The organism is Pseudomonas sp. HR1 (assembly GCF_030175875.1).
GTDB classification, from domain to species: domain Bacteria; phylum Pseudomonadota; class Gammaproteobacteria; order Pseudomonadales; family Pseudomonadaceae; genus Chryseomonas; species Chryseomonas oryzihabitans.
Window position 1 is genome coordinate 273,282 of record NZ_JASNRF010000004.1, and the last position, 22,530, is coordinate 295,811.

Below are 22,530 nucleotides of genomic sequence, written 5' to 3' on the forward strand. Positions count from 1 at the left end.
GGATCAGCTTTCTCTCAGGATCAGTAACGGACTGGCGGTGAGGGCCCGCCGCGTGCCCAGCAGGCCCGCCGCCCCGACCAGCAGGGCGCCCAGCACCGGCAACAGCAGCAGCCAGGGATGGGGTTGCCAGTCCAGGTCGAAGGCCAGCCGGTAGAGCAGGGCGCTGACGATCTCGCAACCGAGCGCCGCGAGCAAGCCACTGGCGCCGCCGAGCAGGATGAATTCGGTGCGCCGCGCCCGTTGCAGCAACTCGCGCCGGGCACCCAGGGCACGCAGCAGGGCGCCCTGGCGGATGCGTTCGTCGAGGGTCGCCTGCAGGCCGGCCAGCAGCACGGCGATGCCGGCGGCCAGCACGAACAGCAGCACGAACTCCACCGCCACGCTGACTTGGCGCAGGATGCTGCGCAGCTGATCGAGCAGGGCGTCGATGGGCAACAGGGTCACCGCCGGGAATTGCCGGGCCAGGGCCAGCAATTCGCGATCGTGCCCGGGCGGCAGGTAGAAGCTGCCCAGGTAGGTGAAGGGCACGTCCTGCAGGGCGCCCGGGGCGAAGATCACGAAGAAGTTCGGCTGGAAGTTGTCCCAGCTGACCTGCCGCAGGCTGGTGACTCGCGCCTCGATCTGGCGATCGCCGATGACGAAGCCCAGGGTGTCGCCCAGGCCGACGCCGAGGCTGCGCGCCAGCTCGCTTTCCAGGGACACCCCGGGCAGGTCGCCGGCGGGCAGCGCGTCCCACCACTGACCGGCTTCCAGGCGGTTGCCGTCCGGCAACCCAGCCGACCAGGTCAGGTTGAGATCGCGCCGGGTGGCGCGGCCACCGCGGGAGTCGTCTTCCAGGCCTTCCTGGGCCGGATGCCCCTTCACGCTGACCAGGCGGCCCTGCACGATGGGATAGAGCGGACTGGCGTGGGGCGAGAGACCGGCCACCGCCGCGGCGAAGGCCTGGCCCTCGTCCGGCAGCACATTGAGGGCGAAGTGATTGGGCGCCTCGGCCGGCAGTTGCGCCTGCCAGCGTTCCAGCAGCTCGCCCCGCAACAGCACCACCAGACTCATGGCCAGCAGGATCAGGCCGAAGGCCAGGGTCTGGCCCACCGCCGCCAGGGGATGCCGGAGCAGCTGACCCAGACCCAGCCGCCAGGCCAGGGGCGCACCCTGCATGGCCCGGCGCAGGCCACGCAGGGCCAGGTAGAGCAGACTGCCGAACAGCAGTCCCGCGACCAGGCCACCCACCAGCAGCGCCAGGGTCAGGCGCAGATCCAGCGACAGGCGCCACATGATCAGCCCGAGGGCGAGCAGGGCGCAGCCATAGACCAGCCAGGTGCGCAGGGGGACGGGCTGCAGATCGCTGCGCAACACCCGCAGCGGCGGGACCCGCCCCAGGGCGGCCAGCGGCGGCAGGGCGAAGCCGACCAAGGCGACCAGGCCGGTGCCCATGCCGGCCAGCGCCGGGCCAATCCCGACCGCTGGAAGGCGCGCTGGTAGGAGGCCATGCAGCAGCTCGAACAGCACCAGCTGCGCCAGCCAGCCGAGCAGGGCGCCGAGCAGACTCGCCGCCAGGCCCAGCAACCCCAGTTGCAGGCCATAGAGCACCAGGGCGTCGCGGCGGGTCAGACCCAGGCAGCGCAGCAGGGCGCTGGCGTCGAAGCGCCGCGCGGCGAAGCGATTGGCCGACAGCGCCACGGCCACGCCGGCCAGCACCACCGCCACCAGGCTGGCCAGCCCCAGATAGCGCTGGGCACGTTCCAGGGCATTGCCCAGCTGGCGATTGCCATCGCCCGGGCCTTCGAAGCGCTGGTTGGCGGCCAGGGCCGGGGTGAGCGCCTGGCGATAGGCGGCCAGGGCCTGGGGCTCGCCGCGCCAGAGTTCGCGATAGCGCACCCGACTGCCGGGTTGGATGACCCCGGTGGCGGCCACGTCGTCGAGATTGATCAGCACCCGCGGCGTCAGGCTGTAGAAGTCACCCGCCCGATCCGGTTCGTAGGTGAGCACCCGGGTGATGGTGAGGGCCTTGCGCCCGATGTCCAGGCGATCACCGACCTTGGCGTCCAGGGCCAGCAGCAGGCGCGGCTCGACCCAGGCCTCCCCGGGCGCCGGAGCGCCGCCCGGCTGGTCGGGCGCGTCCGGCGCCGCCGCGCTGCGCACCTCGCCGCGCAGGGGAAAGTTGGCCTGGACCGCCTTGACGCTGGCCAGCTGCAGGGCCTCGGCACCTGCGGCCATGGTGCTGAAATTGAGCGAGCGGCTGTGTTCGAGGCCCCGCTGCAGGCCGGCGTCCACCTGTTCCGGACGTGGCGGTTCGCTGCCCAGCAGCACCAGGTCGGCGGCGAGGAATTCGCTGGCGCGATTTTCCATGCCCGCGCCCAGGCGGGCGGTGAAGTAGCCGATGGCGACGCTGGCGGCCACGGCCACCACCAGCGCCAGGCAGAGCATGCGGATCTCGCCGGCGCGGAGCTCTCTCAGACTCTGGCGCCAGGCCAGGCCGAACAGCCGGGCGAAGGGCAGACCGGTACGCCTCATGCCGCGACCTGCCGGCCGCCTTCCAGGCGCAGTTGGCGGGCGCAGCGCGCGGCCAGGCGCTCGTCATGGGTCACCAGTACCAGCGTCGTGCCGCGCTCACGATTGAGTTCGAACAGCAGATCGCTGATATGGGCACCGGTACGGCTGTCGAGATTGCCGGTGGGTTCGTCGGCGAAGAGAATGCTCGGGCGCGGCGCGAAGGCGCGCGCCAGGGCGACCCGCTGCTGCTCGCCGCCGGAGAGCTGCCGGGGATAATGGCGCAGCCGCTCGCCCAGGCCGACCCGTTCCAGCAGGGCCATCGCCTGATCGCGGGCCTGGCGCACGCCCTCCAGCTCCAGCGGCAGCATGACGTTTTCCAGCGCCGTGAGGCTGTCCAGCAGCTGAAAGGACTGGAACACGAAGCCCACCCGTTCGGCGCGCAGGCGGGCACGGGCGTCTTCGTCGAGGGTATCCAGGCGCTGACCGGCGAGATGGACCTCGCCGCCGCTGGGCAGGTCGAGACCGGCCAAGAGTCCGAGCAGGGTGGACTTGCCGGAACCCGAGCTGCCGACGATGGCCAAACTGTCGCCGGCCTGCAGTTGCAGATCCAGCGCCTGGAGGATCGGCAGCGCGCCTTCCGCGCCCGTGACGACCTTGCTAAGGTCGCGTGCCAGCAGTATGACTTCGCTCATGAGGTATCCGATGCCGTATTCGAAGGGCCCGCATGCGGGCGGCTGTGGCGAGTTAGAGTCAAAAAAGCGGGCGAAGTCCAGCGCGCCTTTGCGGCAAGGCATTGCCTGGCTGCTGGCGCTGCTCTGCCTGACCCTCACGCCCCTGGCCATGGCGCGCACCCTGCTGGTGGTGGGCGACAGCATCAGCGCCGGCTACGGCCTCGCCGACGGGCAGGGCTGGGTACGCCTGCTGGAGCAGCGCCTGCAGGCGCAGCGGCTCGACTATCAGGTGGTGAATGCCTCTATCAGCGGCGACACCACCGCCGGCGGCCTGGCGCGACTGCCACGGTTGCTGGCCGAGCATCGACCCGACGTGGTGGCCATCGAGCTGGGCGGCAACGACGGCCTGCGCGGCCAGCCGCTGGCGCAGTTCGAGCGCAACCTCACCGCCCTGGTGGAACAGGCCAAGGCCCGAGGCGCGCGCGTCCTGCTGCTGGGCATGCGCCTGCCGCCCAACTACGGACCGCGCTATACCGATGGCTTCGCCCAGGTCTACACGGACGTGGCCAAGGCCCAGCAGGTGGCCCTGGTGCCCTTCCTGCTGGAAGGGGTAGGCGGCGATCCGGCCTATATGCAGCCGGATGGCATCCACCCCCAGGCCAATGCCCAGCAGCGCCTGCTGGACAACGCCTGGCCCCAGTTGCAGCCGCTGCTGCGCGACTGAACGCCGGACTTTTCCCCGACGGGGCTTTCCGCTAAGGTTGCGCGCCCCGCCGGTCCGGCCAATCGACCGCCCGGCGGAACCGCCCCTGGAGTATCCCGATGTCCCGCCTTTCCCGGTCCATGCACGGCTATCAGCTGATCCAGCCCGATGCCCAGCTCGACCTGTTCGCCTGCCGCGAGGGCCGAGTCCATATCGTCGCCCGGCAGCTGGAGCTGGGCTCGCCGACCGACCGGACGCTGTGCGGTACCCTGCTGCCGGCGCGTCCCCGCCTGCATCCGCTGAATCGCCGGGCGCTCGGCCTCAAGACCCTCTGTCCGGCCTGCATGCAGCGGCTGCAAGGCGCCAAACGGGGCTTGCCGAATCCGTTACAGGTCTTTTGAGGCCCTGCCGGACGCCGATCGAGGCGTGTACAATTCGCGCCGTCACCTTTTTGCTCCTTGCAAGGATTCATCCCATGCCCGCGCGCGTTTCGACCCTGGTCGGTTCCCTCTCGCTGTTTGGTCTGTTGAGCGCGGGTACGGCGCAGGCACTGGAGTTGCCGCTGCCGCCACCCGGTGAAGACGTGGTCGGCGAGGTTCAGGTCATCAAGGCCGCCTACGAAGACACCTTTGCCGATCTCGGCCAGAAGTACGATCTGGGCTACACCGAGATGGTGGCCGCCAACCCGGGCGTCGATGCCTGGCTGCCGGGTGCCGGCACCGAGATCGTGCTGCCCACGCGCTTCATCCTGCCGCCCGGCCCGCGCGAAGGCATCGTCATCAACATCGCCGAATACCGCATGTACTACTACCCCAAGGGTGGTCACACGGTGTTCACCTACCCGCTGGGCATCGGCCGCGAAGGCTGGGGTTCGCCCATCGGCGTGACCAAGGTGGTGGACAAGATCAAGGATCCGTCCTGGTATCCGCCGGAGTCGGTACGCGCCGAGCACGCCGCCGAAGGCGATCCGCTGCCCAAGGTGGTGCCGCCCGGTCCGGACAATCCCCTGGGGCCCTACAAGATCCGCCTGACCCTGCCGGGCTATCTCATCCACGGCTCGGACAAGAAATTCGGCATCGGCATGCAGGTCAGCCATGGCTGCTTCCGCATGTACAACTTCAACGTGACCGAACTGGTCGGCATGCTGCCCGTGGGCACGCCGGTGCGCATCATCGACGAGCCCTACAAGTTCGGCGTGAGCCAGGGCAAGCTCTACCTGGAAGCCCACCAGCCGGTGACCGTGAAGGGCGATCCGACCGAGATCGACCGTCAGGCCGCGGTGGTCAATGCGCTGATCAAGCGTGACGACCTGCTGCAGGCCAATAGCGCGGTGAACTGGAACACGGTGCGTGACGTGGTCCAGGGCCAGGACGGCCTGCCAGTGGAAATCGCCGACCTGCCGGCCGGGATGACGCCGGGTGCGGTGGCCAAGGCGCCTGCCAAGACCCTGTGATCGCGACCGGCTGAGCGCGCTCGGCCGGCCAGACAAACAAAAAGCCCGCCATCTGAGATGGCGGGCTTTTTGTTTGCTCCGGGAAAGACGACTGTTGCCACTCGCCTTTCCAGCCGAGGCGCTTACTTGCGGCTGGCTTTTTCCAGCATACGCAGGGCGCGCTCGTTGGCTTCGTCAGCGGTCTGCTGAGCTTTCTGAGCGGCGGCCAGGGCCTCGTCAGCGTGACGGTAGGCTTCGTCAGCACGAGCCTGAGCGCGGGCAGCGGCGTCTTCGGTAGCGGTCAGGCGAGCTTCGCTTTCCTTGTTAGCGGTGCTGCAACCAGTGGCCAGAGCAGCGGCCAGAGCCAGGGCGGCGAATTTCAGAGCGTTGTTCATCGTAAACCCCTTGAGGTAGACATCCTGTTTTAAGATCAATTTCCCAGGTGGAAAATTGCGGCTACATACTACTCATTACCGGTCGTAAGTAAACTGAGCGAACCCGTTGAAGAAGGATTTTTTGCGGAAAAATCCTTCTCGGCTCCCCGTGTTCGTCCCGGAATCCCTGCGCACCCGGTATCAGCAACTGCTTGGATGGCTGAAAGTCGCGAACGTTTCAAAACGTTAGAGGATGAGCGGAAGTTGTCAAGCGCCGAGCCGCGCCTGCTCCCGCGCAGGCGGCCCTGATATAGTGTGTCTTCTCGGTGCGACGGCTGGTCAGAACCTGCTTCTTCCGGAGGGGTCTGACGCGCTGTGGCTCAGTCCCGCACAGGAAGGGTGCGTTCTCGTCTTCGGGTATCATCGATAACAATGGATAAGGCGGAGCCAAACCGCCAAGGAGTAGTCATGAACGAGTCCCTGCACGTGGAACACGATGAGGCCAATCATCAATTCCACCTTTCTGTCGACGGCCAGCGCGCCTATCTCGCCTACATGGATCTGGGCAAGCAGACCATGGATTTCTATCGCACCTTCGTCCCCGATGCGCTGCGTGGGCGCGGCCTGGCAGCGCGGCTGACCGAGTACGCGCTGAACTACGCCGAGAGCCGCGGCTACAGCGTCATTCCCTCCTGCTCCTATGTGGAGCACTACCTGGAACGTCGTGGCCAGGTGACGCCGCTGGCCTGAATGGCCACGCCAAGAAAAACGCCGGGCTGAGCCCGGCGTTTTCGTATCTGCTGCAGGATCAGCTGCGCGCGCGGCGCGGCAGCACATCCTTGAGCTTGCGGTGCATGTCGAGAATGCTCTTCTCGGTCATGGCCCAGTCGATGCAGGCGTCGGTCACCGAGACGCCATACTGCAGCTGCGACAGATCCGCCGGAATCGGCTGGCTGCCAAAGCCCAGGTGGCTTTCCACCATCAGGCCGACGATGGAGTTGTTGCCCTCGACGATCTGGTTGGCGACGTTGTCCATCACCAGCGGCTGCAGGGCGGCGTCCTTGTTGGAGTTGGCGTGGCTGCAGTCGACCATGATGTTCGGCTTGACCTTGGCCTTGACCAGCGCCTGCTCGCACAGGGTGACGCTGACCGAATCGTAGTTGGGCTTGCCGTTGCCGCCGCGCAGCACCACATGGCCATAGGCGTTGCCCTTGGTCATGACCACGGATACCTGGCCGCGCTGGTCGATACCCAGGAAGCGGTGCGGGCTGGACACCGACTGCAGGGCGTTGATGGCCACGGTCAGGCTGCCGTCGGTGCCGTTCTTGAAGCCGACCGCGGAGGAGAGGCCCGAGGCCATTTCCCGGTGGGTCTGGGATTCGGTGGTGCGGGCACCGATCGCCGACCAGCTGATCAGGTCCTGCAGGTATTGGGGGGAGATGGGGTCCAGCGCCTCGGTGGCGGTGGGCAGGCCCTTTTCCGCCAGGTCCAGCAGCAGCTGGCGACCGATGTGCAGGCCGTCCTGGATCTTGAAGGAGTCGTCCAGGTAGGGATCGTTGATCAGGCCCTTCCAGCCCACGGTGGTGCGGGGCTTCTCGAAGTAGACGCGCATGACCAGATAGAGGCTGTCGCTGACCTGGGCGGCCAGGGCCTTGAGGCGCTCGGCGTATTCGTGGGCGGCCTTGATGTCATGGATGGAGCAGGGGCCGATCACCACGAACAGGCGATGGTCCTTGCCGTCGAGGATGTCGCGGATGACCTGGCGGCCCTGGGCGACGGTGTCGGCGGCGAGATCGCTCAGCGGGATCTCCTGCTTGAGCTGCTCGGGGGTGATGAGCGGCTCGTTGGCTTCGATGTTGAGGTCGTTAAGGCGGGGCTGTGCGGCCATGGTGCTACTCGTCGGTCACGGCGCTGCGACAGGTCAGGGCCCGTGCAGGCAAAATACGATGGAGAGGGTGGGGCACCTTAACGCTTGTACCGCCCGCTCACAATGGCTACGACGCTATCGACGCGCCCGAAGGCGTGCTTTGGCGATGATCGCGACGAGGAAAGCATGGAATTGGACGATGGGACGGCCGATGCCGTCCTGCTGGCGGCGCCGGGGCGCTCCCTGCTGATCTTTACCAGCGCCGGTTGCGCCTCCTGCCGCCTGGCGCGCCAGGTGCTGCCGACGGCGGCGCTGCCGGTCGAGCGGCTGTACTGGGTGGATGCCGAGCGCAGTGGCGGTCTGGTGCAGCGCTATGGAGTCTTTCATCTGCCGGCGCTGTTCCTGATCGGGGATGGCGACTTCTTCGGCCCGGTGCAGGCGCCCCTGCGCGAGCCGGCCCTGGTGGCGGCGATCCAGGCCGCGGCGGCGCGGGAACCCGAGGAAATACCCTGAAAGGCCTCTAACGCGCGCTTCGCAGCGCAAATGTCTTTCCCCTGCTACGCTGGAAAGGGCTATCCCGCATTGCACCGGTCAGGTCGCCTGATCTGGCCAGGAGGAATCGTGATCCGCTCGCTGCTTTATGCCACGGACCTGGGCCTGTGTTCGTCCTATGTCTTTCAGCATGCCTTGAATCTCGCTCGCATCCATCAGGCCCGGCTGTATGTCGTCCATGTGGTGGAGCCGCTCGGCCTGCTGGCCTCCACGCTGCTGCAACAGCATCCGAATGGTGAATCCCTGGATCGCCTGCGCAATGGCGGTCTGGAGCTGGTGCTGGAGACCATCGAGCAGCAGGTGTTCGAGTCGCTGCGCGAGGACCTGCTGGAGATCCCGGCCACCGCGGGTCTGATCCGGGCCGTGCGGGTGGTGCAGGGCGATCCGCCGGCGGCCATTCTCAAGCAGGCCCAGGACTTCGCCGCGGATCTGCTGGTGATCGGCAGTCGCAGCCAGGGCGACGCCCAGGTCGCCCCACTGGGACGTACCGCCAGCCGTCTGCTGCAGACCGCACGCATTCCGGTGTACCTGGTGCCGCTGCGACAGGGCTGATCCGTAAGCGTCAGTCTTGCTCCTCCGCGACTTAATTCGATTTCGGTCTAGAAAAACCTTAAGGCCTGCTTTACTGTTATATGCTTGCGCATGGGTCAGCGAGGAGCCGGCATGAAGCTGCAACAGTTGCGATATATCTGGGAAGTCGCCCACCACGATCTGAACGTTTCCGCCACCGCCCAGAGCCTCTATACCTCGCAGCCTGGCATCAGCAAGCAGATCCGCCTGCTCGAGGACGAGTTGGGGGTCGAGGTCTTTGCCCGCAGCGGCAAGCACCTGACCCGGGTGACCCCGGCCGGCGAACGCATCATCCAGACCGCCGGCGAGATCCTGCGCAAGTGCGAGAGCATCAAGCAGATCGCCCAGGAATTCTCCAACGAGCGCAAGGGCACCCTGTCCATCGCCACCACCCACACCCAGGCGCGCTATGCGCTGCCGGACGTGATCAGCGAATTCATCAAGCAGTATCCGGACGTGGCCCTGCACATGCATCAGGGCTCGCCGACCCAGATCGCCGAGATGGCCGCCGACGGCACCGTCGACTTCGCCATCGCCACCGAGGGTCTGGAACGCTTCAACGATCTGGTGATGATGCCCTGCTATCGCTGGAACCGCTGTGTCATCGTGCCCCAGGGTCACCCCCTGGCCAAGGTGGAGCACCTCACCCTGGAACACCTGGCGGAACAGCCGCTGGTGACCTACGTCTTCGGCTTCACCGGCCGCTCCAAGCTCGACGAGGCCTTTGCCCGCCAGGGTCTTGAGCCCAACGTGGTGCTGACCGCGGCGGACGCCGACGTCATCAAGACCTATGTCCGCCTCGGCCTGGGCGTGGGCATCGTCGCCGACATGGCGGTGGATCACAAAGCCGATGCCGACCTGGTCTGCCTGGACGCCAGCCACCTCTTCGAAGCCAGCGTGACCAAGATCGGCCTGCGCCGCGGCACCTTCCTGCGCGGCTTCATGTGCGACTTCATCGGCCGCTTCGCGCCGCACCTGACCCGCGATGTCCTCACCGAGGCCATGCAGACGCCCTCGCGGCAGGAGCTGGAGACCCTGTTCCATGGGGTGACGCTGCCGACGTATTGAGGGCTTCCTCTCGCTGAAATCATCGCGGCCGCAGCAGCACGTAGCGTGGAAAACGGCGTAGCCTTTTCCACTGGAGACTGCGCTGTAGGGGGCACCCTCACCCCAACCCTCTCCCGAGGGGAGAGGGGGCTATCCAAGCAGGCGTTCAGTCACGTCAGCCTCGGCGAAATCGCAACAAGCCGTCGTGCTTCCATCTGTAGGAGCGGCCGCATCGGCGAACCGCCATGGCCACGATGCGTTACCTCACCCCGCCAACCGCCACTGCTCCAGCAGCAGCTGCGCGGCCGCCGACAATCCCGCGCCCTGACGGACCAGGATCGAATAGGGTTCGTTGCGGGTGCGCTGGACCACCGGCAGGCGGCGCAGCAGGCCGTGTCTTTCGCCGAACTGGGCGATGTCGCTGGGCAGCATGGCCACCTGGTTGGCGTCCTCCTGCAGCAGGCCGAGCAGGGTGAAGGTCGAGGAGGTTTCCACCGGATAGCGGGGAAACTCCAGTTCCGCCGCGCGAAATTCCCGCTCCAGCGTCAGGCGCATGGGCAGGTTGGCCGGATAGACGATCCAGCGGCTGTCGACCAGTTCGGCCAGGCTCAGCGTCTCGGACTCCGCCAGCGGATGGCGGGGATGGCAGACGATTTCCAGCCGCTCTTCGCGCACCTCCAGGCAGTCGTAGGCATCCGGCCGGCGGCTGACGCTGCTGCGGCAGATGGCCAGTTCGATGCGACCGGCGTCGAGCAGGTCGAGCAGGCGCACGCTGGTGTCCTCGATGATCTCGATCCCCAGCTGGGGCTGCGCCGCACCCAGGCGCGACACCGCGGCGGTCAGCCGAGGCACGGCGCCCATGATCACTCCCACCGCCAGCCGACCGCCTTCGCCCTGCAGGATACCGAGCATCTCTTCGCGCAGATGGGCCAGGTCGCTTTCGATCAGCCGCGCATAGCGGATCACGCAGCGGCCCAGGTCATTGGGCTGCAGGCCCTGGTGGGTGCGCAGGAAGAGGGTGGCGCCCAGGGTGCTCTCGATCTCGTGCAGGGCCTTGGTGGCGCCGGGCTGGGAAATGGCGATGCGCTCGGCGGCCTTGTGCAGCGAGCCTTCCTCGTCGAGGGCGATCAGCAGGCGCAGTTGCCGCAGGCGCAGACGGGAGGCGATGGAGCCCAGGGATGGCAGCATGGGAATAACCGTTGGTTATCGCGGGATAGGGAGCTCTCATTAGGCAGGCCCCATGGCGCCGAGTAAAGTCTCCTGCAGGCGATAACCAACAAGGAGAATGCCATGCACCTGATTCAGTTCGAAGACCAACAGGGCCAGCGCCGCGTCGGCGTGGTCGAGCGCGGTGAAGTCCAGCAGGTCCGCGGCGCGACCAGCACCCGGACCCTGGCGCTGCAGGCCATCCGTGCCGGCGTTTCCCTGGAATCTCAGGTGCAGACCCTGGGCCTGGAGCCCGGCCCGGCCTATGCCGAGCTGCTCGAGGCCGGTCGCCTGCTGCCGCCGCTGGACCATGAGGATCCCGCGCACTGCCTGGTCACCGGGACCGGTCTGACCCACCTGGGCAGCGCCGCCACCCGCGACAAGATGCACCAGCAGAACAGCCAGGAAGAGGCCAAGCTGACCGACTCCATGCGCATGTTCAAATGGGGCGTGGAGGGCGGTCGGCCTGCGGCGGGGAGCGCCGGTGCACAGCCGGAATGGTTCTACAAGGGCGACGGCGGCATCCTGGTGCGTCCGGGCGGCGACATCCCGCTGCCGGAATTCGCCGAGGACGCCGGGGAAGAGCCGGAGCTGACCGGTCTCTATGTGATCGGTGACGACGGCAAGCCCTACCGCCTGGGTTATGCGGTGGGCAACGAATTCTCCGACCACGTGATGGAACGCAAGAACTATCTCTACCTAGCCCATTCCAAACTACGCTACTGCAGCTTCGGTCCGGCCTTGCGCACCGGTGAACTGCCGAGCCATCTGGCGGGCACCAGCCGGATCCGTCGCGGCGAGCAGGTGATCTGGGAGAAGGAATTCCTCTCGGGCGAGGACAACATGTGCCACAGCCTGGAGAACCTCGAGTATCACCACTTCAAGTACGCGCAGTTCCTGCGGCCGGGCGATGTCCATGTACATTTCTTCGGCACGGCGACCCTGTCCTTCGCCGATGGGGTGCGGGTCGAGCCGGGCGACAGATTCGAGATCGCGGTGCCGGAATTCGGCGAGCCGCTGAGCAATGGCGTCAAGGCCGGCACGGCAGCTTTCCAGCCCGGGCAGGTCCGTCAGCTCTGATGGTTGTATGATGACTGCTGACTATGCGAATGCTAGAGTGGGTATCGCACAGGCTGGCCCGGCCGCTCGGACACCGAGCGTGCCACCCTTTCGAAGACCTCCCCGTAGCGGGTGGTCTTCCCTGAACCCCTAGGTATAAGGAGTCGAGAACAATGCAGATCCAAGGCAAGAACTACATCGGTGGCGCTCGTAGCGGCGAGGGCGAGGTGCGGGTCTACAGCATCGACGCCACGACCGGCGAAAAGCTGCCCTACGAATTCTTCCAGGCGTCCACGGCCGAGGTCGATGCCGCCGCCCGCGCCGCCGAGCAGGCCGCGCCCCTGTACCGCAAGCTGAGCGCCGAAAAGCGCGCCAGCTTCCTTGATGCCATCGCCGACGAACTGGATGCCCTGGGCGACGACTTCGTCCAGCTGGTCTGCCAGGAAACCGCGCTGCCGGCTGGCCGCATCCAGGGTGAGCGCGGCCGTACCAGCGGCCAGATGCGCCTGTTCGCCAAGGTGCTGCGCCGCGGTGACTTCCACGGTGCGCGCATCGACACCGCGCTACCCGAGCGCAAGCCGCTGCCGCGTCCTGACCTGCGCCAGTACCGTATCGGCCTGGGTCCGGTGGCCGTGTTCGGCGCCAGCAACTTCCCGCTGGCCTTCTCCACCGCCGGTGGCGACACCGCCGCGGCCCTGGCCGCCGGTTGCCCGGTGGTGTTCAAGGCCCACAGCGGCCACATGGTCACCGCCGAATACGTGGCCGACGCCATCATTCGCGCCGCCGAGAAGACCGGCATGCCCAAGGGCGTGTTCAACATGATCTATGGCGGTGGCGTAGGCGAGCAGCTGGTCAAGCACCCGGCCATCCAGGCGGTGGGCTTCACCGGCTCCCTGCGCGGCGGTCGCGCCCTGTGCGACATGGCCGCGGCCCGTCCGCAGCCGATCCCGGTGTTCGCCGAGATGTCCAGCATCAACCCGGTGGTGGTCCTGCCCGAGGCGCTCAAGGCCCGTGGCGACGCCATCACCGGCGAACTCGCGGCCTCCGTGGTCCTGGGTTGCGGCCAGTTCTGCACCAATCCGGGCTTGGTCATCGGCCTGCGTTCGCCCGAATTCAGCGCCTTCCTCGAGCGCCTGGCCGGTGCCATGAACGAGCAGGCGCCCCAGACCATGCTCAATCCGGGCACCCTGAAAAGCTACGAAAAGGGCGTCGCGGCGCTGCTGGCCCATTCCGGCGTGCAACACCTGGCCGGTGCCAGCCAGGAAGGCAACCAGGCGCGTCCGCAGCTGTTCAAGGCTGACGTGAGCCTGCTGCTGGAAAACGACGAGTTGCTGCAGGAAGAAGTCTTCGGCCCCACCACCGTGGTGGTCGAGGTGGCTGACGAGGCCCAGCTGCACCAGGCGCTGCAAGGCCTGCATGGCCAGCTGACCGCCACCCTGCTGGCCGAGCCGGCCGATCTGCAACGCTTCGAGGCCATCATCGGCCTGCTGGAGCAGAAAGCCGGGCGCCTGTTGCTCAACGGCTATCCCACCGGTGTGGAAGTCTGTGACGCCATGGTCCACGGCGGTCCCTATCCGGCGACCTCCGATGCTCGCGGCACCTCGGTCGGCACCCTGGCCATCGACCGCTTCCTGCGCCCGGTGTGCTACCAGAACTATCCGGACGCCTTCCTCCCGGAAGCCCTGCAGAACGCCAACCCGCTGGGCATCCAGCGCCTGGTGAACGGCGAGAACACCAAGGCCGCGATCTGATCGCGCGGTCCTGAGTGGTTGAGAACCCGGCGTCGCGAGACGCCGGTTTTTTTATTGGGTGGTGTATTGGGTGGTGGAAGGGGGGTGGCAGGACAGTGGAAAAGGCTGCGCCGTTTTCCACGCTACTGAAGAGCCAAGCGCGTGCCGGAACAACCCCCTCTCCCTCCGGGAGAGGGTTGGGGTGAGGGAAGCCGCATGCACAATCCCCAAAGAAGAAGGCCGCTCCTGGGAGCGGCCTTGCGTGCATCGGCAATCGCCTTACTTGGCGGCGAACTTGAAGATGGTCGTCTGGGTGTAGGTCTGGCCGGGGTCCAGGCGGGTGGTGGGGAAGTTCGGCTGGTTGGGGGCGTCCGGATAGTGCTGGGTTTCCAGGGTGAAGGCACCCCAGTGGCCGTAGGTCTTGCCGGCCTTGCCCTTGATGTTTCCTTCCAGGAAGTTGCCGGTATAGAACTGCACGCCCGGTTCGGTGGTGTAGAGGGTCAGGGTGCGGCCGGAGCCCGGATCGGTCACCACGGCGGCGGCCTTCTGCAGATCGCCCGCGGTGTTGAGCACCCAGTTGAAGTCATAGCCACCCTGCTTGGGTTCGGCGTACTTCAGCTGCTGGTTGTCGTCGGCGATGTGCTTGCCGATGGCGGTCGGCTTGCGGAAGTCCAGGGGTGTGCCGGCCACGGGCGGCAATTCGCCGGTGGGAATCAGCTTGGCGGTCACCGGCGTGTATGTGTCGGCATTGAGCATCGCCACCTGCTTGAGCACGGTGCCACTGCCGGCGCCCGCCAGGTTGAAGTAGCTGTGGTTGGTCAGGTTGAGCACCGTCGGCTTGTCGGTGGTGGCGCGGTACTTGAGGGTCAGCTGGTTGTGTTCGTCCAGCTGGTAGGTCACCTGGGTGGTCAGGGTGCCGGGAAAGCCCATCTCGCCATCGGGAGACACATAGCTCAGGGTCACGCCGACCCAGCCGTCGCCCTTGGCCGGCTCGGCCTTCCACACCTTGGTGTTGAAGCCCTGGGGACCGCCGTGCAGGGCGTTGGTCTTGTCGTTCTGCGGGATCTGGTAGCTCTTGCCGTCGAGGCTGAAACGACCGTCGGCGATGCGGTTGCCGAAGCGGCCGATGGTGGCGCCAAAGAATACCGTGGGGTTGTCGAGATAACCCTGGACGTCATCGAAGCCCAACACCACGTCTTCGCTGTGGCCCTTGCGGTCGGGCACCTTGAGCGCCTGCAGCACGCCGCCGTAGGTGATGACGGTGGCCTGCATGCCGTGGCTGTTGGTCAGGACGAACTTCTCGATGGGGGTGCCATCGGGCAGCTTGCCAAAGCTCGACTGCTGGCTGCTGAGGCCGGCCGCCTGGGCGGTAAGGGTGCTGATCATGAGTGACAGTCCAAGTCCGGTGAGGGCTAACGTGCGTTTCATCTCGACCACCTTTTCGGTTTGTTGTTGTGCAAGGGTGGGTCAGGCGACCCGGAAGCCGGAGGAGGGGCGGTAAAGCCTCCTCACCCCAACCCTCTCCCGAAGGGAGAGGGGGTAGAAGCGGATCAATGGGAGTGGCGGGGCACCTCGGCGCCGCGGCAGCCGACCAGGAAGTCGAAGTCGCAGCCTTCGTCGGCTTGCAGCACATGGTTGACGTAGAGGCGGCGATAACCGCCGGCCAGCAGCTGATCGGCCGGCGGTTGCCAGTCGGCCAGACGCGCGGCCAGTTCTTCGTCGGGGATATCCAGGTGCAGGCGCCCGGAGGCGCAGTCCAGTTCGATCATGTCGCCTTCGCGCACCACCGCCAGCGGGCCGCCGGCCGAGGCCTCGGGCGCCACGTGCAGCACCACGGTGCCGTAGGCGGTGCCGCTCATGCGGGCGTCGGAGATGCGCACCATGTCGGTGATGCCCTTGGCCAGCAGCTTGGGCGGCAGGCCCATGTTGCCTACCTCGGCCATGCCCGGGTAACCCTTGGGCCCGCAGTTCTTCAGCACCATCACGCAGGTCTCGTCGATGTCCAGATCCGGGTCGACGATGCGCGCCTTGTAGTCTTCGAGGTTCTCGAACACCACGGCGCGACCGCGATGCTGCATGAGCGCCGGGGTCGCGGCCGAGGGCTTGAGCACCGCGCCCTTGGGCGCCAGGTTTCCGCGCAATACGCAGATGCCACCGTCGGAGCGCAGGGGGTTGTCCAGGGCGCGGATGACCTCGTCGTCGCCGTAGATGGGCGCCTCGGCGCAGTTCGCCCAGATTGTCTTGCCGTTGGCGGTCAGGGCCTCGGGATGGGGCAGCAGATTGGCTTCGCCCATGCGGCGGATCACCGCCGGCAGGCCGCCGGAATAATAGAACTCCTCCATCAGGAAGCGTCCGGACGGTTGCAGGTCGACGATGGTGGGGGTGCCGCGGCCGACCCGGGTCCAGTCGTCCAGCTCCAGGTCCACGCCGATGCGGCCGGCGATGGCCTTGAGGTGGATCACCGCGTTGGTGGAACCGCCGATGGCGGCGTTGACGCGGATGGCGTTCTCGAAGGCTTCCTTGGTGAGGATCTTCGACAGCCGGAGGTCTTCTTCCACCATCTCGACGATGCGCATGCCGGACAGGTGGGCCAGCACGTAGCGCCGCGAATCCACCGCCGGGATGGCGGCGTTGTGCGGCAGCGAGGTGCCCAGGGCCTCGGCCATGCAGGCCATGGTCGAGGCGGTGCCCATGGTGTTGCAGGTCCCGGCCGAACGCGACATCCCGGCTTCGGCGGAGAGGAATTCGTTGAGGTCGATGGCACCCGCCTTGTAGGCCTCGTGCATCTGCCAGACGATGGTGCCGGCGCCGATGTCGCGGCCGTGGTGCTTGCCGTTGAGCATGGGGCCACCGGTGACGACGATAGCCGGCACGTCGCAGCTGGCGGCGCCCATCAGCAGCGCCGGCGTGGTCTTGTCGCAGCCGGTGAGCAGCACCACGGCGTCCACCGGGTTGCCGCGAATGGCTTCTTCCACGTCCATGCTGGCCAGGTTGCGGGTCAGCATGGCGGTGGGTCTGAGGTTGGATTCGCCGTTGGAGAACACCGGGAATTCCACCGGGAAGCCGCCGGCTTCGTAGATGCCGCGCTTGACGTGTTCGGCGATCTTCCGGAAGTGGGCGTTGCAGGGGGTCAGCTCGGACCAGGTGTTGCAGATGCCGATGACGGGCTTGCCCTGGAATTCATGGTCCGGGATGCCCTGGTTCTTCATCCAGCTGCGGTACATGAAGCCGTTCTTGTCGTTGCTGCCAAACCACTGGGCGGAGCGGAGCGGGCGTTTGGGCGTGGTCATTGTTTGGTCCTCGGGCATTTCACGGGCAAAGCGGTCCCCGGCACGGCGCGCCTGGCGCCGCGGGGGAGGGCAGAGTCAAGGTTTAGCGCTGCTTGAAGCGGTCGATGACCACGGCCAGCAGCAGGATGGTTCCGCGGATGACGTACTGATAGAAGGTGTCGATGTTCTTCAGGTTCATGGCGTTCTCGATGATCGCCAGGATCAGCACGCCGGCGATCACGTGGCGGATCATGCCGATGCCGCCGGCCAGGGAAACCCCGCCCAGCACGCAGGCGGAGATCACCGTGAGTTCGAAGCCCTGGCCGATCATCGGCTGGCCGGAGGTCATGCGCGAGGCCAGCACCACGCCGGCCAGGGCGCCGATCACCCCGTGCATGGCAAAGATGATGATCTTGGTGCGGTCGACGTGGACGCCGGCCAGCAGCGCGGCTTCCTCGTTGCCGCCGATGGCCATGGTGTTGCGGCCGAAGGTGGTGTAGTTGAGCAGCCAGCCAAAGAACAGGATGCACAGCAGGGTGATGACGATGGGCACCGGCAGGCCGAACAGCTGGCCGTTGCCGAACACGAAGAACTGCTCCTGGGAGACGCCCACGGCCTTGCCGTCGGAGAAGATGTAGCCCAGGCCGCGCACGATCTGCATGGTCGCCAGCGTGGTGATCAGGGCGTTGATCTTGAGCTTGGCGATCACCAGGCCGTTGATCAGACCCACCACCAGGCCCATGGCCAGGGCGGCGGCGACGCCGAGAAAGACGCTGTCGAATTCGCGCATCACCACCGCGGCAACCACCCCGGCACAGGCGATGACCGACCCCACCGAGAGGTCGAAGTGGCCGGAGGCCAGGCAGAACAGCATGGTGCAGGCGGCGATGCCCACGGTGGAGATCGCCAGACCCAGACCGCGCATGTTCAGCGGCGAGAGGAAGTTCTGCACGAACAGCGCGCAGAGGGTGAAGATGACGACGGCGGCCAGCATCATGGCCCAGTCGTCGAGGAAGCGGCGGGTGTCGAAACCGCGGCGCGGCGGGGTCAGGCTGTGGGGTTGGGCGGACATGGACGTGACCTCTTTTCTTGTTTTCATCAGGCCCGGGTACGGGGCAGGGCGAGCTGCAGCAGGCGCTCGTCGTTGAACTCGGCGCGGGCCACCTCGCCGGTGATGGCGCCTTCGCTCATCACCAGGATGCGATCGGCCACGCCCATGACTTCCATCAGGTCGCTGGACACCACCACCACGGCGATGCCGCGGGCGGCGAGGTCATGGATGATGGCGTAGATCTCTGACTTGGCGCCCACGTCGATGCCGCGGGTGGGTTCGTCGAGCAAGAGCACCTGCATGGGCATCGACAGCCAGCGCCCGAGGATGGCCTTCTGCTGGTTGCCGCCGGAGAGATTCTTGATCTTCTGCCCGGCGTGGGGCGTCTTCACGTTCAGCGCGCGAATCTGCTTTTCGGCGTTGGCCTTTTCCCAGCGACCCTGGATCAGGCAGCCGAGGCTGGCGTGGTGGGCGCGGGCGCTGATGTTGATGTTCTCGGCCACGCTGGCCAGGGGCACGATGCCTTCCTTCTTGCGATCTTCCGGGCACAGCAGGATGCCGGCGGCGATGGCGTCACGCGGCGACTTCAGGCTGACCGGGGCGCCCTTGAGACTCAGGCTGCCGGCCTTGTGCTTTTCCAGCCCCGCCAGCAGACGCAAGAGCTCGGTGCGACCGGCACCGACCAGGCCGAACAGGCCGAGGATCTCGCCCTGGCAGACCTCGAAGCCCACCGGCTGCTGCAGACCCTGGCCGAGCAGGCCCTCGACCTTGAGGCAGCCGCCGCCGATCTCGCGCGGGCGGTAGTCGTAGATGTCGGCGAGATCACGGCCGACCATCAGGGTGATCAGCTGGTCGGGGGTGATGTCGGCCAGGCGCTCGATGGTGCGCACGTGGCGGCCGTCCTTGAACACCGTCACCGCGTCGCAGATGCGGAAGACTTCTTCCATGCGGTGGGAGACATAGAGCACCACCCGGCCTTCGTCGCGCAGCCGGGCAATGATGGTCATCAGCCGATCGGTCTCGCGGGCGGACAGCGAGCTGGTCGGCTCGTCGAAGGCGATGACGCGGGCGCCCCGGGAGAGCGCCTTGGCGATCTCCACCAGCTGGCGCTGACCGAGCGACAGGCGCCCGACCTTGGTATTGGGGTCGATTTCTTCGGCCAGGCCCTTGAGCAGGTCCAGGGCCTGGCGGCGCAGGTGGCCGCGATTGACGATGCCGTAGCGCGCCGGCAGGTGCCCGAGAAAGAGATTTTCGGCGACAGTCATTTCCGGCACCAGCTGCAGCTCCTGCTGGATCACGGCGACGCCGGCGCGGATGGCTTCGGCGGTGCTCTTGAACACCAGCTCCTGGCCGTCGATGTTGAGGTGGCCGGTGGTGGGGGCGTGGTAGCCGCTGAGGATCTTCAGCAGGGTCGACTTGCCGGCACCGTTCTCGCCCATGAGGGCGTGCACCGAGCCGGGACGCACGTTGAAGGAGATGTCGGCGAGCGCCTTGACGCCGGGAAAGGTCTTGCCGATGCCGACGAAACCGAGGCTGTCGGCGCTCTGGGCGGTGGTTTGTTCCAGGGCTGCCATGGGGCACTCCTGTCAGACGAAAGAGGAGGGCGGCGCCAGCCGAGGCGCCGCCGGGGTCATCACTTCCAGAGGCCGATCTTTTCCAGCTCTTGCTGGAAATTGGCGCGGGTGATGAGGGTGACCTTGTCCATCGCGGTGTACTTGGGCGGTTCCTTACCGGTGGTGACCCACTCGTACATCATGCTGGCGGTCTGGTAGCCCTCTTCGTGGGGGCTGGGCAGCATGGAGCCGAAGAAGCCGCTGTTGGGTTTCTTCAGTTCGCCGATGGCGTCGGTGCCGTTGATGCCGATGCCGATCACCTGCTCGGCCTTGAAGCCGGCGCTTTCGGTGGCGCGGACGCCGCCCAGCACGGTGTTGTCGTTCATGCCGCCGATGATTAGGTGCTTGGCGCCCGAGGGCAGCTTGACTAGGGCCGAGGTGGTGGAGTCCATGCTGCCGGGCACGTCCAGGGTCTTCTGCGGCGCGAAGATGATGTGATCGGCGGGCAAACCGGCCTTCTTCAGGGCTTCCACCGAACCGTCGGTGCGCTTCTTGCCGGTGTCCAGCTCGTTGTAGGTGTTGATCACCGCATAGGTGTCATCCCACTTCCAGCCACGCTTCTCGGCTTCGGCGGCCATGGCGGCGCCCTGCTGCTGGCCGACCTCGAAGGCGGCCATGCCCAGGTAGGGCACGTCTTCCATGAACTTGCCCTTGGCGTCGACGAAGCGGTCGTCCACGGCCATGACCTTGAGGTCGTTGAGCTTGGCCTTGGCCACGATGGCCGGGCCGAGGGAGACGTCGGGCGGGCAGATTACGAAGCCCTTGGCGCCGTTGGCGGCCAGGCTGTCGATGGCGGCGAGGGTCTTCTCGCCATCCGGCACGGCGATCTTGAGCAGGGTGAAGCCCTTGTCCTTGGCGGCTTTCTCGGCGAAGGCCCACTCGGTCTGGAACCAGGGCTCCTCGGGTTGCTTGACCAGGAAACCGATCTTGACCGGATCGGCAGCGAAAGCGGAGAGAGACAGGCTGACGGCACCGGCGGCGAGGGCGGCACGCAGCAGAGAACGAACTCCCGGAACACGGAACATAGCTGGAACTCCTTGTTTTTATTGGTGTGGCCAGGCAATGCGAGGCGGCGGGCTGCCGTCGTGGAGGTCAGACGACACCGCTCTTCATTGATATTATGATTGGATGGGTGCGGGTGCAAGGAAAAGGTGACGAGATTTTTCGTCACCTGTGTCACCAAGCTGTTACATAGGGGCTGGAACGGAAAGGCGCCGCAGAGGGGCGCCTGGGTCGGTAGGATGAATCAGCCAGCGAACCTGTGGCAGGGCATGCCGGCTACCGGTGCGGTGGCCTTGAGCAGGGCGCCGTCGAGGGCGCCATCGGCGGCGGCGCTGGTGACGTACAGGGTGCGCAGATCCGGTCCGCCGAAGACGCAGCTGGTGGGGCGCTGGACGGGCAGTTCGACGATCTCCAGCAGCTCGCCCTCCGGCGAGAAGCGCAGCAGGCAGTTGCCATCCCAGCGCGCATTCCATACGCAGCCCTCGCTGTCGATGGCCGAGCCGTCCGGCGAGCCGCGCTCGTGGGGGCCGGCCCAGACGGTGGGGGTCCCCAGGTTGCCATTGGCATCCAGCGGATAGCGATAGAGGGTGTCCTTGAGGGTATCGGCGCTGATGACGTGGTTGTCCGCCGCGCTCCAGACCAGGGTGTTGGCGATGCCGAGATCGCTGGCGTGACGACTGACGCTGCCGTCCGGATCGATGCGGAACAGCCCGCCCGAGTGGCGGTCGATGGCCACGTCGCCACCCTGGGCATCGAGATTGTTCTGCATGGTGCCCAGCCAGAGTCGCCCCTGGGCATCGCAGCGGGCTTCGTTGCCGCGATTGCCCGGATCGGGATCGGCGACGCAGAAGAGTTCCAGGGCGGGACGGTCCGGTGGCGAATCCAGGTCAAGACGGAAGACGCCGTCTGGCAGGGTCACCAGGGCGTCGCCGCGCACCGTGGGCACGAAGGCGGAACAGGGCCGATCCAGTTGCCATTCCTGATAGTGCTCGCCGCTCAGGCGGCAGGCCTTGAAGCCGGCGATGTCCACCCAGTAGAGCGCCTGGGTCTCCTGGTCCCAGAAGGGGCCCTCGGCCAGTTTGAAGCGCTGGGGAAGCAGCGGCTGCCAATCCATCGTTCACCTCTCTTGTTGTGGCAGTACGGGAAGTCCAGGCATGGGAACCTGCGGCGACGCCAAGGTTGCCGACCGAAACGTCAGTCCGTATAGCGCGCCAGGGTCACCGCCGCGCTGTCGATCAGCATCATGCAGGCCCAGACGGCGCGCGCCGCATCGCGCGAGGCGATGCCGTCGGCGAGGGTCTTGTGCAGGGGGAGGGTACGTCGCAATTCGGCGGGATCGGCCGACGACAGGGTAAAGGAGGCCGCCAGCAGGGCGCCCAGGGCGGGCACCATCTGCTCGATGAACTGATTGTGGCTGGCCGCCAGGACGCACTCGTGGAAACGCTGGTCGGCGGTGTTGTAGTCGCCGCCCTCGAGGGAGGCTTCCAGATGCTGGTAGGCGACCTGGATCGCCTGCACCTGCTCAGGGGTGGCTCTTTCGCAGGCCCAGCGGACCGCCGCCGGCTCGATGGCGTGGCGCAGATCCAGCAAGTCCTTGACGAAATGGGCAGGCAGACCGCCCGTGGCCAGCCAGCCCACCACCTGGGTATCGAACAGATTCCAGCGACTCAGCGGCAGGACCCGGGTACCGACCTTGGGGCCGACTTCCAGCATGCCCTTGGCCGCCAGGGTCTTGATCGCTTCGCGCAGGATGGTGCGGCTGACGCCCAGCTCCTGGCAGAGATCCGCCTCTACCTTGAGGGCGCTACCGGGCGGAAATTGCCCGGCCGCGAGGCGCTGGCCGAGTTGTTCTACGGTAGAGGCATGGTAGCTGCTGGACATGAGGGCATAC

The 22,530-nt window shown here is 66.6% G+C and carries 21 protein-coding genes; 9 read left to right on the forward strand and 12 right to left on the reverse strand.

All coding sequences use genetic code 11. From position 1 onward, the window contains the following. Positions 1-3: 3 nt before the first annotated feature. Positions 4-2,514, reverse strand: a complete 2,511-nt coding sequence (locus tag QKY98_RS16575; protein ID WP_284671268.1) for an ABC transporter permease — start codon at positions 2,512-2,514, stop codon at positions 4-6. After that, positions 2,511-3,185, reverse strand: coding sequence for an ABC transporter ATP-binding protein (locus QKY98_RS16580; protein WP_144957675.1), 675 nt, complete (start codon positions 3,183-3,185; stop codon positions 2,511-2,513). Before QKY98_RS16580 ends, QKY98_RS16575 begins: the two co-directional genes overlap by 4 nt. Before the next feature lie 148 nt (positions 3,186-3,333). Here QKY98_RS16580 and QKY98_RS16585 point away from each other — a divergent pair, with 148 nt between their 5' ends. From QKY98_RS16585 to QKY98_RS16595, 3 genes are all read left to right on the forward strand, one after another. Then, positions 3,334-3,888, forward strand: coding sequence for an arylesterase (locus QKY98_RS16585; RefSeq protein ID WP_219860090.1), 555 nt, complete (start codon positions 3,334-3,336; stop codon positions 3,886-3,888). 98 nt (positions 3,889-3,986) lie between these two features. After that, positions 3,987-4,268: a hypothetical protein gene (locus QKY98_RS16590; RefSeq protein ID WP_007160562.1), complete on the forward strand. Its 282-nt coding sequence runs from the start codon at positions 3,987-3,989 to the stop codon at positions 4,266-4,268. 74 nt (positions 4,269-4,342) lie between these two features. Further along, a complete protein-coding gene (locus tag QKY98_RS16595) occupies positions 4,343-5,320 on the forward strand; it encodes a L,D-transpeptidase family protein (protein WP_027599003.1) in 978 nt (325 codons plus the stop codon). Between the two features lie 122 nt (positions 5,321-5,442). Here the strand turns inward: QKY98_RS16595 and QKY98_RS16600 are convergent, their stop codons facing one another. Then, on the reverse strand, positions 5,443-5,694 hold the full coding sequence (locus QKY98_RS16600) for an Lpp/OprI family alanine-zipper lipoprotein (protein WP_007160560.1): 252 nt from the start codon (positions 5,692-5,694) through the stop codon (positions 5,443-5,445). A gap of 447 nt (positions 5,695-6,141) precedes the next feature. Here QKY98_RS16600 and QKY98_RS16605 point away from each other — a divergent pair, with 447 nt between their 5' ends. Beyond that, entirely contained in the window at positions 6,142-6,423 is a 282-nt protein-coding gene (locus tag QKY98_RS16605; RefSeq protein WP_007160559.1) for a GNAT family N-acetyltransferase, read from the forward strand. 58 nt (positions 6,424-6,481) lie between these two features. Here the strand turns inward: QKY98_RS16605 and QKY98_RS16610 are convergent, their stop codons facing one another. Then, positions 6,482-7,561 carry a 3-deoxy-7-phosphoheptulonate synthase gene (locus tag QKY98_RS16610; protein WP_007160558.1) on the reverse strand — a complete coding sequence of 360 codons (1,080 nt, stop codon included), beginning with the start codon at positions 7,559-7,561 and terminating at the stop codon, positions 6,482-6,484. Positions 7,562-7,726: 165 nt separating this feature from the next. On the opposite strand from QKY98_RS16610, the gene QKY98_RS16615 reads away from it, so the two are divergent. From QKY98_RS16615 to cysB, 3 genes are all read left to right on the forward strand, one after another. Beyond that, positions 7,727-8,053, forward strand: coding sequence for a thioredoxin family protein (locus QKY98_RS16615; protein WP_007160557.1), 327 nt, complete (start codon positions 7,727-7,729; stop codon positions 8,051-8,053). A gap of 108 nt (positions 8,054-8,161) precedes the next feature. Beyond that, on the forward strand, positions 8,162-8,644 hold the full coding sequence (locus QKY98_RS16620) for a universal stress protein (protein ID WP_284671269.1): 483 nt from the start codon (positions 8,162-8,164) through the stop codon (positions 8,642-8,644). 111 nt (positions 8,645-8,755) lie between these two features. Next, positions 8,756-9,730, forward strand: a complete 975-nt coding sequence (gene cysB / locus QKY98_RS16625) for an HTH-type transcriptional regulator CysB (protein WP_007160555.1) — start codon at positions 8,756-8,758, stop codon at positions 9,728-9,730. A gap of 243 nt (positions 9,731-9,973) precedes the next feature. Here the strand turns inward: cysB and QKY98_RS16630 are convergent, their stop codons facing one another. Beyond that, the gene (locus tag QKY98_RS16630; protein ID WP_284671270.1) at positions 9,974-10,897 is read right to left on the reverse strand and encodes a LysR family transcriptional regulator; all 924 of its coding nucleotides are present in this window, start codon (positions 10,895-10,897) and stop codon (positions 9,974-9,976) included. Between the two features lie 102 nt (positions 10,898-10,999). Between QKY98_RS16630 and araD1 the strand changes: the two genes are divergently transcribed. Both araD1 and QKY98_RS16640 read left to right on the forward strand, forming a co-directional pair. Further along, positions 11,000-11,995, forward strand: coding sequence for an AraD1 family protein (araD1, locus tag QKY98_RS16635; protein WP_042137998.1), 996 nt, complete (start codon positions 11,000-11,002; stop codon positions 11,993-11,995). 152 nt (positions 11,996-12,147) lie between these two features. Further along, entirely contained in the window at positions 12,148-13,725 is a 1,578-nt protein-coding gene (locus QKY98_RS16640) for an aldehyde dehydrogenase (NADP(+)) (RefSeq protein WP_145248431.1), read from the forward strand. A 258-nt stretch (positions 13,726-13,983) separates the two neighbouring features. On the opposite strand, the gene QKY98_RS16645 is transcribed toward QKY98_RS16640, so the two are convergent. The 7 genes from QKY98_RS16645 to QKY98_RS16675 all read right to left on the reverse strand — a co-directional run bounded on the left by QKY98_RS16645 (position 13,984) and on the right by QKY98_RS16675 (position 22,520). Further along, positions 13,984-15,132, reverse strand: coding sequence for an aldose epimerase family protein (locus QKY98_RS16645; RefSeq protein ID WP_027599000.1), 1,149 nt, complete (start codon positions 15,130-15,132; stop codon positions 13,984-13,986). A gap of 122 nt (positions 15,133-15,254) precedes the next feature. Next, entirely contained in the window at positions 15,255-16,994 is a 1,740-nt protein-coding gene (locus QKY98_RS16650) for an IlvD/Edd family dehydratase (RefSeq protein ID WP_284671271.1), read from the reverse strand. Between the two features lie 82 nt (positions 16,995-17,076). Next, on the reverse strand, positions 17,077-18,045 hold the full coding sequence (gene araH, locus QKY98_RS16655; RefSeq protein WP_027598999.1) for an L-arabinose ABC transporter permease AraH: 969 nt from the start codon (positions 18,043-18,045) through the stop codon (positions 17,077-17,079). Between the two features lie 26 nt (positions 18,046-18,071). Next, entirely contained in the window at positions 18,072-19,598 is a 1,527-nt protein-coding gene (gene araG, locus QKY98_RS16660; protein ID WP_007160548.1) for an L-arabinose ABC transporter ATP-binding protein AraG, read from the reverse strand. Positions 19,599-19,657: 59 nt separating this feature from the next. After that, a complete protein-coding gene (locus QKY98_RS16665) occupies positions 19,658-20,662 on the reverse strand; it encodes a substrate-binding domain-containing protein (RefSeq protein WP_007160547.1) in 1,005 nt (334 codons plus the stop codon). A gap of 221 nt (positions 20,663-20,883) precedes the next feature. Beyond that, on the reverse strand, positions 20,884-21,753 hold the full coding sequence (locus QKY98_RS16670) for an SMP-30/gluconolactonase/LRE family protein (RefSeq protein WP_144957690.1): 870 nt from the start codon (positions 21,751-21,753) through the stop codon (positions 20,884-20,886). An 80-nt stretch (positions 21,754-21,833) separates the two neighbouring features. After that, positions 21,834-22,520, reverse strand: a complete 687-nt coding sequence (locus QKY98_RS16675) for a FadR/GntR family transcriptional regulator (protein WP_007160545.1) — start codon at positions 22,518-22,520, stop codon at positions 21,834-21,836. Positions 22,521-22,530: the final 10 nt, after the last annotated feature.